The sequence below is a fragment of the Enterobacter huaxiensis genome, from assembly GCF_003594935.2.
Classification (GTDB): Bacteria; Pseudomonadota; Gammaproteobacteria; order Enterobacterales; family Enterobacteriaceae; genus Enterobacter; species Enterobacter huaxiensis.
Window position 1 is genome coordinate 3,816,193 of sequence record NZ_CP043342.1, and the last position, 13,515, is coordinate 3,829,707.

Here is a 13,515-nt window from a genome sequence, read left to right on the forward strand (position 1 = left end):
TCGGTTACTCCTTTTCCTGCTGTTCAGGCTTCAGCGTGCGAATCAGCCAAATCAGCAAACCGATAATGAAAAATGCGCTGGGTGCCAGCAGGAACAGACCGTTTGGCAGATACCAGCCGCCGTTCTGCACCGTGTCGAGCACCGTGATGCCAAACAGCTTGCCGCTGCCAATCAGCTCGCGCAGGAACCCTACCGTCAGCAGGATCGCGCCGTAACCAAGGCCGTTGCCGATACCGTCCATAAAGCTCGCCAGCGGCGGCATTTTCATGGCGTACGCTTCCGCACGCCCCATCACGATACAGTTGGTGATGATCAGCCCGACAAACACCGACAGCTGTTTTGAGGTTTCGTAGGCGAAAGCGCGCAGCAGCTGATCGACCACGATCACCAGCGAGGCGATGATCGCCATCTGCACGATGATCCTCACGCTGTTCGGGATGTGGTGACGGATCGTGGAGATGAACATGCTGGAAAACGCCGTCACCAGCGTGACCGCCACGGTCATCACCAGCGCGGTTTCCAGTTTGGTGGTCACCGCCAGCGCCGAACAGACGCCCAGAACCTGGAGGGTGATCGGGTTATTGGCTAACAGCGGGCCAATGAGCACCTTTTTAACTTCTTTGAGTTCGCCCGTATCAGCCATTGTTCAGCGCTCCTTCACGTACGTTTTTCAGGAAAGGACCAAAGCCCAGCTCGCCCATCCAGAAATCAAAACTGTGCTGCACCCCGTTGGAGGTGAGCGTCGCCCCGGAAAGCCCGTCTACGGCGTAGTCGTCTCCCGGACGTGCCGCCCCTTTCATCACTCTCAGCGCGGGCTGGCCGCTGTCGTCGAGCACTTTCTTCCCGACGAACTGCGCACGCCAGTTAGGGTTCTCAATTTCGCCCCCAAGCCCCGGCGTTTCGCCCTGGTCATAATACGTAATGCCTTTGACCGTACGGCCATCGGGATCCAGCGCCACAAAGGCGTACATCATTGACCATAACCCGTTGCCGTAGATGGGCAAAACCACTTCCTGCACGCGCTTTTGTTCATCGCGGACCAGGTAGATCTCCGCAAGATTGCTGCGGCGCTTAATGCCCGCCGGGTCCTGTGATGCATCAAGGGCGGTGCTCATCTGCGGATCTTTTAGCGCCTGCGCCTGGTTATATTTCGCCGGGTCTTTGTCCAGCAGTTCACCGGTTTTCAAATCCACCAGCCGTGTGGAGATGCGTTCTGCAAATACCTCCGCAACGTCATCCTTCGTCATCCCTTCCTGCATCAGCCCGGCGACGGCGAGAATATTGCGCTGTTTATCCAGCGCGCGCTGTTCCTGCTGCAGCGGCTTTAACCCCACGGCAGAGCCGGCCACCACAACCGAACAGACAAGGCAGAGCACCAGCACCACCAGCAGCGTTTTGCTGATGCTGTCGTTATTTTTAACCTCAGCCACGCGCCTTCCTCCGCTTAATGTTGGCGCGCACGACCAGGTAGTCGAACAGCGGCGCAAACAGGTTGGCAAATAAAATGGCCAACATCATCCCTTCCGGATACGCCGGGTTGACCACGCGAATCAATACGCACATCACGCCAATGAGCCCCCCGTAGCTCCATTTACCTTTGTCGGTAAACGAGGCTGAGACCGGGTCAGTCGCCATAAACATCATGCCGAAGGCAAAGCCGCCGAGAACCAGATGCCAGTACCACGGCATTGAGAACATCGGGTTGGTGGTTGAACCAATAAGATTGAACAGCGTGGCGGTGAGCACCATGCCCACCATAACGCCCGCCACGATGCGCCAGGACGCCACGCGGCCAAACAGAATAATGGCCCCACCGAGCAAAATCATCAGCGTAGAGACTTCCCCAATGGAGCCCGGGATGTTGCCAATAAAGGCATCAAGCCAGGTGACAGGCTGGCCCGTCGCGTTGTTAACCAGCGTTTCGCCGCCGCCTGCCGCCCACTGTGAAAGCGGCGTCGCGCCGGAGAAACCGTCTGCCGCCGTCCACACCAGGTCGCCAGAGATTTGCGCCGGATAGGCAAAGAACAGGAACGCACGCCCCGCCAGCGCCGGGTTGAGGAAGTTACGCCCGGTGCCGCCGAAGATCTCTTTAGCAATGACCACGCCAAAGCTGATCCCCAGCGCCGCCTGCCAGAGCGGCAGCGTCGGGGGCACAATCAGCGCAAACAGAATAGAGGTAACGAAGAAGCCTTCGTTGATCTCGTGCTTGCGGATGATGGCGAACAGTACTTCCCAGAAACCGCCCACGATAAAGACGGTCATGTAAATCGGCAGGAAGAAGACGGCGCCCAGCGTCATCATGCTTATCCAGCCTGCCTCAGCGCTGAAGCTCACGCCGAGGGACTGCGCCAGACGGTAGTGCCAGTCAGACTGGATGACCTGCGCCAGCTGCGGTGCATCGTACAGATGGTGCAGCGCCGGGATGGTCTGCAGGCCGACGTTGTACATCCCCCAGAACATGGCCGGGAAGACCGCAAACCAGACCAGAATCATCATTCGCTTGAGGTCGATGGCGTCGCGAACGTGCGCCGCCCCCTTCGTCACCAGCCCCGGCGTGTAGAATATGGTCGCCGTCGCTTCATACAGCGGGTAATACTTTTTCAGCTTACCCTCGGTGAAGTGCGGCTCTATTTTTTCAAAGAGGTGTTTTAAGCCCATCGGTTATCCTTCCTGCTCAATGCGGGTTAACACCTCGCGCAATACGGGTCCGTATTCGTATTTGCCCGGACACACATAGGTACAGAGCGCCAGATCTTCTTCGTCCAGCTCCAGGCAGCCCAGCGCCTGCGCCCCGTCAGTGTCTCCGGCAAGGAGATCGCGCAGCAGCACGGTCGGCAGAATGTCCAGCGGCATCACGCGCTCGTAGTTACCAATGGGTACCATCGCACGCTCACCGCCGTGGGTGCTGGTGGAGAAGTTAAAGAGCTTGTGGCGCAGGAAGTGGCCCAGGGTGGTGCGAGTGACGGAGAACTTATCCGCGCCGGGCAGCACCCAGCCGAACAGCTCTTTCTCACGTCCTTCCTGCACGATGCTCACCTGAAGATGGAAGCGTCCCAGATAAGCCTGCGCCCCCACCGCATGGCGGCCGCTGAGCACGGAGCCGGAAATCAGACGGTTCTCGCCCGCTTTCGTTTCGTCTGCCAGCAGTTCGTGGATATCCGCGCCCATAAGGGTGCGCACCAGGCGGGGATTGACCGCCTGCGGCCCACCGAGGGCAATTACACGTTCAGCACACAGTTCGCCTGTCGTGAAGAGCTTCCCGATGGCAATCACGTCCTGATAGTTAAGGTGCCAGACCTGCTTCGTCAGGCTCACCGGTTCCAGGAAGTGGATATGGGTTCCCACCAGCCCCGCCGGATGCGGGCCGGCGAATTCATTAAAGGTGACTTGCCCGTGAGAATGGCCCCCGAGCTTGCCGCCGCTGGCCTGACAGACATGCACCTTGCCCGAGGTCAGGCGCGTTAACACGGTCAACCCGGCATCAAACGCCTTTCGCTGCGCCAGAATAACGGGCTGCGGATCTACGCTGAGCGGGTTGGTGTCGATTGCCGTAACGAATACAGCGGCAGGTTCGGTGCCGGGCACCGGAGATTTGCTGAAGGGACGCGTGCGAAACGCCGTCCATAAACCGGACTCCAGCAGCTGCGCCTGTACAGCATCCCGGCTCAGCGTAGTGAGGTCTTCTGGATCATAGCGCGCAAACTCGCGCTGCTCGTCGCCGTCAATGCCGATGACGACCGACTGCAGAATGCGGCGCTCCCCCCGGTTGATCGCCACGACGGTGCCGCTGGCGGGGGCCGTAAACAGGACGCCGGGATTTTTTTTATCTTCGAAGAGCGCCTGGCCCTTAACGACGCGATCGCCCTCCTGCACCCGCATTGAGGGGCGCATCCCCAGATAGTCGTCCCCCAATATGGCGACATGACGAATGCTGGCGCCCGTTGCCACGTGCTGTTCAGGCACGCCGGAGATCGGCAGATCAAGTCCTTTTCTGATTCTAAACATGTGGTTAGCAGGTATCCATGAACAACAATCCAGTGGGAGCGAAGTTTATCATTTTCCCCCTGACGAGTGCAGGGAATCCGCGGCTGAGCGCGCCAAATTGCGAGCTATTGCGCAAAGTTCCTGGAGTCAGGGCGGTTTGGATCGGTTATAAAGTCAAACTAATGTGTAAACCCAAAGGTTGGCTCTTGCGAAAATCTATATCGGTGCTAATGTGAGCGCTCCTGTCCAGATTTATCTGATTTCGGGTTTCTTTTGCCGTCCTGGCAAGTTGGTCATAGTTTTATCAAGGAACCAGTAGTATGCGTAAAATCGCATTGTTCATTGCGATGCTTCTGATGCCGTGTATTTCGTTTGCCGGGCTGCTCAGCAGTAATAGCTCAACGACGCCGGTCAGCAAGGAATATAAACAGCAGTTAATGGGATCGCCGGTTTATATTCAAATATTCAAGGAAGAGCGCACGCTCGATCTGTTTGTGAAAATGGGCGAGACATATCAGCTGCTTGATAGTTACAAAATTTGTAACTACTCCGGCGGGCTGGGGCCAAAACAGCGTCAGGGCGATTTCAAAAGTCCGGAAGGGTTTTATAACGTTCAGCGTAACCAGCTAAAGCCTGACAGCCGCTTCTACAAAGCGATTAACATCGGCTTCCCGAATGCCTTTGACCGTGCACACGGTTATGAAGGTAAATATCTGATGATCCACGGCGCCTGCGTGTCCGTCGGCTGTTACGCGATGACCGACTCCGGCATTGATGAAATTTTCCAGTTTGTGACCGGCGCGCTCGTCTTCGGCCAGCCTAACGTTCAGGTCAGCATTTATCCGTTCCGCATGACCGATGCCAACATGGCGCGTCACAAGTACTCGACCTACGCGGAGTTCTGGAAACAGCTGAAACCGGGCTACGACTATTTCGCCCAGACCCATAAGCCGCCGATTGTCTCCATCGTGGATGGCCGTTACGTGGTCAGCAAGCCGCTGAGCCACGAAGTCGTCCAGCCGCAGCTGGCGTCAAATTACGCGGTCCCCGAGGCAAAATAGTACCCACTCGCCTGGCATAATCTTTTGCCAGGTTTCGTTGCCCGTTAGCGGCTGCGTCGCAATGACCGTGACCACATCGTTCGGTGTGGTCTCTTTCTGAAAGTCTATCTCCACATCCTGATCGAGCAGCGTAGCGACGCCAAACGGCGCGCGGCGCGTTATCCAGAACAGATTCGTCGAGCAGAACGCCATCACGTAGCGCCCGTCGGACAACAGCATGTTAAACACGCCTTTTTCACGTAGCTCAGACGCCAGCGTCGCGATGTATTTGAATACGGCGGCCATGTTGCCCGGAGTACGCGGGTAGCGCTCTGTCAGCTTGTGCAGCAGCCAGCAAAAGGCTTTTTCGCTGTCGGTTTCACCTACGGGGCGGAAGTTTCCCGTTTCCAGCGATTTATAGCCCGTGAGCTGCCCATTGTGCGCGTAGGTCCAGTTACGGCCCCACAGCTCGCGGGTGAAAGGATGGGTGTTTTCCAGCGCCACTTCGCCGCGGTTTGCCTGGCGGATGTGCGCAATCACCGAGCGGGACTTGATGGGGTAGTCCTGCACCAGTTTGGCAATCGGTGAGTTAAAGCTGGGCTGTGGATCTTTGAACGTGCGACACCCTTTGCCTTCGTAGAAGGTGATGCCCCAGCCGTCTTTATGCGGCCCGGTTCCCCCGCCGCGCTGAACCAGCCCGGTGAAGCTAAAGCAGATATCGGTTGGCACATTGGCGCTCATCCCGAGCAGTTCGCACATACAACACCTCCACAACAGCGGGGGCAAGAGTGCCCCCAGCGAAGTCTTACTTAACCATCTCTTTTTCGATCAGTTGAATCAGGATATGGATCACTTTGATGTGAATTTCCTGAATACGGTCAGCATAACCGAAGTGCGGAACGCGAATTTCGATATCCGCTGTACCGTCCATCTTACCGCCATCTTTACCGGTCAGGGTGATGACCTTCATCCCTTTTTCACGCGCGGCGGCGATCGCTTTGATCACGTTGCCGGAGTTGCCGGAGGTCGAAATCCCCAGCAGCACGTCACCTTCACGTCCCACCGCTTCAACGTAGCGGGAAAAGATGTAGTCGTAACCGAAATCGTTGCCAACGCAGGAGATGTGGCTCACGTCGGAAATCGCAATCGCCGGGTAGCCCGGACGGTTTTCACGATAGCGTCCGGTCAGCTCTTCTGCGAAGTGCATCGCGTCACAGTGAGAACCCCCGTTACCGCAGGAGAGCACTTTGCCGCCGGCTTTAAAGCTGTCGGCCAGCAGGACGGCTGCGCGCTGAATAGCGTGAATATTGGCATCATCTTTCAGAAAGTTTGCCAGCGTTTCCGCCGCTTCGTTCAGTTCGTTACGAATAAGATCCTGGTACATGAGGATAATCCTTCAGTATTGATGAAATAACACAGTGGAGTGTACCGGATAGCGATAAAAGCGAGAAGCTAAAGCCATGCGAAACGTCCGGCGTTTTGATTTTTTGTGCCGACTAAAACGCGAACAATGTGAACCAGGTTGTAATTATTTTGTAAACACATTGCTAAAGGAATTCACATCAACTACAACCATATCATCACAAGTGGTCAGACCTCCTACAAGCAAGGGAGCTTTTCTTTATGATGATTTTGAGCATTCTCGCAACCGTTGTTCTGCTCGGTGTGCTGTTCTATCACCGCGTAAGTTTATTCCTGAGTAGCCTGATTCTACTGGCCTGGACGGCTGCGCTTGGCGTCGCAGGTCTCTGGAACATCTGGCTTTTGGTTCCGCTGGCCCTCATCCTTTTGCCGTTAAACCTGACCCCGATGCGTAAATCAATGATCTCCGCACCGGTGTTTAAGGGCTTCCGCAAAGTGATGCCGCCGATGTCGCGCACCGAGAAAGAAGCGATTGACGCAGGCACCACCTGGTGGGAAGGCGACCTGTTCCAGGGCAACCCGGACTGGAAAAAGCTGCACAACTATCCACAGCCGCGCCTGACCGCAGAAGAACAGGCCTTTATCGACGGTCCGGTGGAAGAAGCGTGCCGCATGGCCAACGACTTTGCCATCACCCATGAAATGGCCGATCTGCCGCCGGAGCTGTGGGCGTATCTGAAAGAACATCGCTTCTTCGCGATGATCATCAAGAAAGAGTACGGCGGGCTGGAGTTCTCGGCCTACGCTCAGGCTCGCGTGCTGCAAAAGCTGGCGGGCGTGTCGGGGATCCTGGCGATCACCGTTGGCGTGCCAAACTCCTTAGGCCCGGGCGAACTGCTGCAGCATTACGGTACTGAAGAGCAGAAAGATCACTATCTGCCGCGTCTGGCACGCGGTCAGGAAATCCCCTGCTTCGCGCTGACCAGCCCGGAAGCGGGCTCCGATGCAGGCGCCATTCCGGATACCGGCGTGGTCTGCATGGGCGAATGGCAGGGCGAGCAGGTGCTGGGCATGCGCCTGACCTGGAACAAACGCTATATCACGCTGGCGCCTATCGCCACCGTGCTGGGTCTGGCCTTTAAGCTCTCTGACCCGGAAAAACTGCTGGGAGGTGAGGAAGATCTGGGCATTACCTGTGCGCTGATCCCAACCTCTACCCCGGGCGTTGAAATTGGTCGCCGTCACTTCCCGCTGAATGTGCCGTTCCAGAACGGTCCAACCCGCGGGCAGGATATTTTTGTGCCGATTGACTACATCATCGGCGGCCCGAAAATGGCCGGTCAGGGCTGGCGTATGCTGGTGGAATGTCTGTCGGTCGGCCGCGGCATTACCCTGCCGTCGAACTCAACCGGCGGCCTGAAGTCGGTGGCGATGGGGATTGGCGCTTACGCCCACATCCGCCGTCAGTTCAAAATCTCCATCGGCAAGATGGAGGGTATCGAAGAGCCGCTGGCGCGTATCGCGGGCAACGCCTACGTGATGGACGCTGCCGCCTCTCTGATTACCTACGGCATCATGCTGGGTGAAAAACCTGCCGTGCTGTCCGCGATTGTGAAGTATCACTGTACCCACCGCGCGCAGCAGTCGATCATTGACGCGATGGATATCGCAGGCGGTAAAGGCATTATGCTCGGCGAAGGCAACTTCCTGGCGCGCGGCTATCAGGGCGCACCGATTGCCATCACCGTGGAAGGGGCGAACATCCTGACCCGCAGCATGATGATCTTCGGCCAGGGGGCAATCCGCTGTCATCCGTACGTGCTGGAAGAGATGGCCGCCGCGCAGAACAACGACGTGGACGCTTTCGACAAGCTGCTGTTCAAACATATCGGTCACGTGGGCAGCAATAAGGTACGCAGCTTCTGGCTAGGCCTGACGCGCGGTCTCACCAGCGCTACCCCAACCGGTGATGCGACCAAACGCTATTATCAACACCTGAACCGCCTGAGCGCCAACCTGGCTCTGCTGTCGGATGTTTCCATGGCGGTTCTGGGCGGCAGCCTGAAGCGTCGCGAGCGTATCTCTGCCCGTCTGGGCGACGTGCTGAGCCAGATCTTCCTGGCCTCTGCGGTACTGAAGCGCTACGACGACGAAGGCCGACAGGAAGCGGATCTGCCGCTGGTGCACTGGGGCGTCCAGGATGCAATGCATCAGGCCGAGCAGGCGATTGATGACCTGCTGGCAAACTTCCCGAACCGCTTTGTGGCAGGCGCGCTGCGCGCGGTGATCTTCCCGACCGGCCGTCATCATCTGGCCCCGTCCGACGTGCTGGACCACAAGGTGGCGAAGATCCTGCAGGTACCGAGCGCAACCCGCTCCCGAATCGGCCGCGGCCAGTTCCTGGAACCTGCACCGCATAACCCGGTCGGCCTGCTGGAAGAGGCGCTGCTGGACGTGATGGCTGCCGATCCGATTCACCAGAAGATCTGTAAACAGCTGGGTAAAAACCTGCCGTTTACGCGTCTGGACGCACTGGCAAAACAGGCGCTGGCCGGTGGCATTATCGATAACGCTGAAGCCGCAATTCTGGTGAAAGCGGAGGAGAGCCGCCTGCGCAGCATTAACGTGGATGATTTCGAACCGGAAGAGCTGGCGACGCAGCCGGTAAAGCTGCCGGAGAAGCACCGCAAACCTGAAGCCGCGTAACGCGTTCCGCTCTGATAGACCCCGCCCCGCGCGGGGTTTTTTATTGCCACATTTTCCCGTTATGACGTGCTACAGTGAAAAAAAGCGGTCGTTTGAGGAGTCTGTATCGTGCCTGGTCTGAAGATTTCAATTTTGCAGCAACCTTTAGTGTGGATGGATGGCCCAGCCAACCTGCGCCACTTCGATCGCCAGCTGGAAGAGATTACCGGGCGCGACGTGATTGTCCTGCCGGAAATGTTCACTACCGGCTTCGCCATGGAAGCGGCTAAACAGTCGATGCCGCAGGAAGAGGTGGTGGCGTGGATGCATGCCAAAGCGCAGCAGACCAACGCGCTGGTCGCCGGCAGCGCCGCACTGCAAACCGAACGCGGGCCCGTGAACCGCTTCCTGCTGGTTGAGCCGGAAGGGAAAGTGCATTTTTACGATAAACGTCACCTGTTCCGCATGGCGGATGAGCATCATCACTATGAAGCGGGTAACGAACGGGTGGTGTTTGAGTGGCGCGGCTGGCGCATTTTGCCGCTGGTCTGCTACGACCTGCGCTTCCCGGTCTGGTCTCGCAACCGCAACGATTATGACCTGGCGCTGTACGTCGCCAACTGGCCAGCGCCGCGCTCGCTGCACTGGCAGGCGCTGCTGGTGGCGCGCGCCATTGAGAACCAGGCGTACGTGGTGGGCTGTAACCGCGTGGGAACGGACGGCAACGGGCATCACTATCGCGGCGACAGCCGAGTGGTGAACCCGCAGGGTGAAATTATTGCCACCGCCGAGCCGCATCAGGCGACGCGCATTGATGCGGAGCTGTCGTTAACGGCGCTGAAGGAGTACCGGGAGAAGTTTCCGGCATGGCAGGATGCGGATCCGTTTAGCATTGGGTGAAAAAAAGCCGGGTGGCGGCTACGCCTTACCCGGCCTACGAAAGCTGCAATTTTCCCCTCCCCCCCTCTCCCTGTGGGAGAGGGGGGGATAAAACATTAACTCACCAACGCCTGCCCGTCTTTGCGGCTCTCCGTCGCGGCAACGTAGTGCCCTTCCGGCATACGGTAAATCACCTGCGCGCCGCCGAAGTTGTAATCCTGCAGCGGGTCTTCCACCACGATCTTGTGCCCGCGCTCGCGCAGCGCCGCGATCGTATTGCGATCGAACGTCGATTCAACGATCACCTCCCTGCCCTGCACCACGCGCCAGCGCGGAGCGTCAATTGCCGCCTGCGGGTTTTGCCCGTGCAGCATAATGCGCAGCGCCATCTGCATGTGCCCCTGCGCCTGCATTGGCCCGCCCATCACGCCGAAGGACATCAGCGGCTTGCCGTTACCGTCCATCGCAAATCCCGGAATGATGGTGTGGAACGGACGCTTGCTGCCCGCCAGCGCGTTCGGGTGCGTTGGATCCAGCACAAACCCGCAGCCGCGGTTTTGCAGGCTGATCCCGGTGTCCGGCACCACGATGCCGGAACCAAAGCCCATAAAGTTGGACTGAATAAAGGAGATCATCATCCCGCTGGAATCCGCGGCGCTGAGGTAGACCGTGCCGCTCTGCGTCGGTGAACCGTAAACGAAGTCAGAGGCGCTGTCGTGGTTAATAAGCGCGGCGCGCGATTTCAGATAGTGGTCGCTCAGCAGCTCTTTGGCGGCGAACTCCATATGCTCTTCGTCCGCCACGTAGCGGTCGAGATCCGCCAGCGCCAGCTTCATAGCCTCGATGGAGAGATGCAGCCCCTGCACGGAGTCCGGGTGATGCTGCTCGATGCCGCACTGCTCGAGAATGCCGAGCGCAATCAGGGTGGCGATCCCCTGGCCGTTTGGCGGCAGCTCCTGCACCGAACCGCCCGCGAAGTCGCGCGACAGCAGCTCCACCCAGTCCACGCGGTGGTTCGCCAGGTCCTCTTCGGTCAGATGCGCGCCGTGCTCTTTCGCAAAGGCGGCAATTTTCTGCGCCAGCTCGCCCCGGTAAAACGCGTCGCCGTTGGTTTTCGCAATCAGCTCCAGCGAGTTCGCCTGCGCCGGGTTACGGAAAATCTCCCCTACGCGCGGCGCGCGGCCTTCCGGCGCGAAGCAGGCGCTGAAGCCGGGCTGGTCTTTCAGCTTGTTATAGCCGCGCTGCCACAGGTGACCAATCAGCGGAGAAACCGGGAAACCGTTGCGCGCGTAGTCTATGGCAGGCTGCGCCAGCGTGGTCAGCGGCAGCGTGCCGAAGCGTTCCGCCAGCGCGACCCAGCCGGATACCGCCCCCGGCACGGTCACCGCGTCCCAGCCGATTTCCGGCACCGCCGTTTTACCGGCAAACAGATCCGCATGCCAGCTGGCCGGCGAGCGGCCCGAGGCGTTCAGACCGTGAAGCTTTTCACCGTCCCAGACGATGGCAAAGGCGTCGCTGCCGATCCCGTTGCCGGTCGGCTCAACCACCGTCAGCGCCATCGCCGTCGCAATCGCTGCATCCACCGCGTTGCCGCCCAGCTGCAGCATCTTCATCCCCGCCTGCGCCGCCAGCGGCTGCGAGGTCGCCACCGCGTTGTGGCCCAGCATCGGCGGGCGACGTGAATCGTAACCAGTCGTAAAATCAAGCGCTTTGGTCATCATGACTCCTTAGTCGTGGCGCGGATCGAGCGCATCGCGCAGCCCGTCGCCGAGTAAATTAAAGCCCTGTACCGCCAGGAAAATGGCGATACCGGGGAAGACAGACATCCACGGCGCCTGCTCAAGGAAGCCTTTGGCGGTGTTGAGCATGGAGCCCCAGGACGGGTTCGGCGGCTGCTGCCCTAAACCCAAAAACGAGAGGCTGGCTTCGGCGATAATCGCCGAGGCGATGGCCAGCGTGGCCTGCACGAGGATCGGCGACATCACGTTAGGCAGGACGTATTTAATGATTATCCAGCGGTCCGGCAGGCCAATCGCCCGCGCGCCGTCGATGTACTCTTCGTTGCGAATGGCGATCACCTGGCCGCGCGTCAGGCGGGCGAAGATCGGCATTGCCGAGAGACCGATGGCGATCATCGCATTCGTCAGGCTTGGGCCTAAGAACGCCCCGAGCGCGATCGCCATGATCAGGAACGGGCAGGCCAGCAGCGCTTCAATGAAGCGTGAGATAACGCCGTCCCACATCTTATGGAAGTAGCCCGCCACCAGCCCCAGCGGCACGCCGATGACCACCGCAATCACCACCGACATACAGCCCGCCATCAGCGAGGTGCGCGCCCCCCAGATAATGCGGGACAGGATATCGCGCCCCAGCTCGTCGGTGCCGAACCAGTACATCGCCGACGGCGCTTTGCGCACCGCCAGGAAGTTAGCTTTGACCGGATCGAACGGGGCGATCCACGGCGCCAGTAGCGCAAGCAGCACAAAGAAGCCCACCACCACGGCCCCCATCACCGCGCTTTTGTTGGCGACGAATTTCTTGAGCACCCGGTTCTGCGCGCGCGGCAGCGCGGGCGCAACGGTTTGAGTCGTCAGTTCCGCCATGGTTAACCTCGCATTTTCGGGTTGATAAGAACGTAGAGCACGTCGGCCAGCAGGTTGAGCATCAGGAAGCCGATCGCCACGATCAGCACCACGCCCTGCACCACCGCGTAGTCACGGTTGAATACCGAGTCGACGATCATCTTGCCGAAGCCCGGAATGGTGAACACCTGCTCGGTCAGTACCGCCCCGCCCAGCAGCTCGCCGAACAGCAGCGTGGTGAGGGTGATCACCGGCACCAGCGCGTTGCGAAACGCGTGCTTCAGGATCACCGCTTTTGGCAGCAGCCCTTTCGCCCGCGCGGTACGGATGTAATCCGCCTTCAGCACCGCGATCATCGAGGCGCGGGTGTGGCGCATCAGCGTCGCCGCCAGCCCCGTGCCGAGCACCGAGGCAGGCAGCAGCAGCGTGCGCAGGTTCTGAAGCGGATCTTCACTGAACGGCACGTAGCCGGAGGCGGGCAGCCACTGCAGGTTCACCGAGAAGACCAGAATCAGCAGGATCCCCAGCCAGAAGTGCGGTATCGAGATCCCCGAGATCGCCACAAAGTTCGCCCCGTGATCGACCCAGCTGTTTTTGTTCACCGCCGCGAGGATCCCCATGCTGATTCCAAACACCAGCGCGATAATCATCGCCAGCAGCGACAGTTCTACCGTCACCGGCAATTTGCTGGCAATCAGCTGCGTGACCGGCTCGTGCGTGCGTAAGGAGACGCCCAGGTCGCCCTGCAGCGCGCGCGTCAGCCAGTTAAAGTACTGCACGGGAATGGGCGCATCGAGGTTCAGCTCCGCACGCAGCTGGGCGATAACCGCGGGGTCGCGCTCCTCCCCGGCCATGGCGATCAGCGGGTCGCCGGGCAGCAGCTTTTGCAGCCCGAACACCATCATGCTCACCAGCAGCAGGGTCGGGATGGCCAGCAGCAGACGTTTGCAAATCAGTTCCAGCATGGGTTCTCCTCAGGACGT

Annotated in this window: 12 protein-coding genes; 3 read left to right on the top strand and 9 right to left on the bottom strand. The window is 59.2% G+C overall.

The features are described 5' to 3' along the window. Positions 1-4 precede the first annotated feature (4 nt). Genes D5067_RS18260 through D5067_RS18275 form a run of 4 tightly spaced genes read right to left on the bottom strand, consistent with a single transcriptional unit; the run spans position 5 to position 4,005 of the window. Complete coding sequence (locus tag D5067_RS18260) at positions 5-643, bottom strand: NADH:ubiquinone reductase (Na(+)-transporting) subunit D (RefSeq protein WP_119935389.1); 639 nt, start codon at positions 641-643, stop codon at positions 5-7. After that, positions 636-1,430 (bottom strand): Na(+)-translocating NADH-quinone reductase subunit C, encoded by a 795-nt coding sequence (locus D5067_RS18265; RefSeq protein WP_119935390.1) that lies wholly within the window; start codon positions 1,428-1,430, stop codon positions 636-638. Before D5067_RS18265 ends, D5067_RS18260 begins: the two co-directional genes overlap by 8 nt. Further along, positions 1,423-2,658, bottom strand: coding sequence for an NADH:ubiquinone reductase (Na(+)-transporting) subunit B (locus D5067_RS18270; protein WP_119935391.1), 1,236 nt, complete (start codon positions 2,656-2,658; stop codon positions 1,423-1,425). The genes D5067_RS18265 and D5067_RS18270 overlap by 8 nt, the downstream gene beginning before the upstream one ends. A 3-nt stretch (positions 2,659-2,661) precedes the next feature. Further along, complete coding sequence (locus D5067_RS18275) at positions 2,662-4,005, bottom strand: Na(+)-translocating NADH-quinone reductase subunit A (RefSeq protein ID WP_119935392.1); 1,344 nt, start codon at positions 4,003-4,005, stop codon at positions 2,662-2,664. Between the two features lie 299 nt (positions 4,006-4,304). Between D5067_RS18275 and dpaA the strand changes: the two genes are divergently transcribed. Next, positions 4,305-5,045 carry a peptidoglycan meso-diaminopimelic acid protein amidase gene (gene dpaA, locus D5067_RS18280; protein ID WP_119935393.1) on the top strand — a complete coding sequence of 247 codons (741 nt, stop codon included), beginning with the start codon at positions 4,305-4,307 and terminating at the stop codon, positions 5,043-5,045. Here the strand turns inward: dpaA and D5067_RS18285 are convergent. Both D5067_RS18285 and lpcA read right to left on the bottom strand, forming a co-directional pair. Next, a complete protein-coding gene (locus tag D5067_RS18285; protein ID WP_010427885.1) occupies positions 5,016-5,783 on the bottom strand; it encodes a class II glutamine amidotransferase in 768 nt (255 codons plus the stop codon). The two genes, dpaA and D5067_RS18285, sit on opposite strands and share 30 nt — an antisense overlap. A 46-nt stretch (positions 5,784-5,829) precedes the next feature. Beyond that, positions 5,830-6,408, bottom strand: coding sequence for a D-sedoheptulose 7-phosphate isomerase (gene lpcA / locus D5067_RS18290; RefSeq protein ID WP_119935394.1), 579 nt, complete (start codon positions 6,406-6,408; stop codon positions 5,830-5,832). Between the two features lie 239 nt (positions 6,409-6,647). Between lpcA and fadE the strand changes: the two genes are divergently transcribed. Both fadE and D5067_RS18300 read left to right on the top strand, forming a co-directional pair. Beyond that, entirely contained in the window at positions 6,648-9,092 is a 2,445-nt protein-coding gene (fadE, locus tag D5067_RS18295) for an acyl-CoA dehydrogenase FadE (RefSeq protein WP_119935395.1), read from the top strand. Positions 9,093-9,200: 108 nt separating this feature from the next. After that, positions 9,201-9,971: an amidohydrolase gene (locus D5067_RS18300; RefSeq protein ID WP_119935396.1), complete on the top strand. Its 771-nt coding sequence runs from the start codon at positions 9,201-9,203 to the stop codon at positions 9,969-9,971. Between the two features lie 95 nt (positions 9,972-10,066). Here D5067_RS18300 and D5067_RS18305 read toward each other — a convergent pair whose 3' ends face one another. From D5067_RS18305 to D5067_RS18315, 3 genes are read right to left on the bottom strand one after another with little or no spacing between them, the layout of a single operon-like run. After that, positions 10,067-11,668 (bottom strand): gamma-glutamyltransferase family protein, encoded by a 1,602-nt coding sequence (locus D5067_RS18305; protein WP_119935397.1) that lies wholly within the window; start codon positions 11,666-11,668, stop codon positions 10,067-10,069. A 9-nt stretch (positions 11,669-11,677) separates the two neighbouring features. Next, positions 11,678-12,553, bottom strand: a complete 876-nt coding sequence (locus D5067_RS18310) for an ABC transporter permease (protein ID WP_119935398.1) — start codon at positions 12,551-12,553, stop codon at positions 11,678-11,680. Between the two features lie 2 nt (positions 12,554-12,555). After that, a complete protein-coding gene (locus D5067_RS18315; RefSeq protein WP_119935399.1) occupies positions 12,556-13,497 on the bottom strand; it encodes an ABC transporter permease in 942 nt (313 codons plus the stop codon). Positions 13,498-13,515 lie beyond the last annotated feature (18 nt).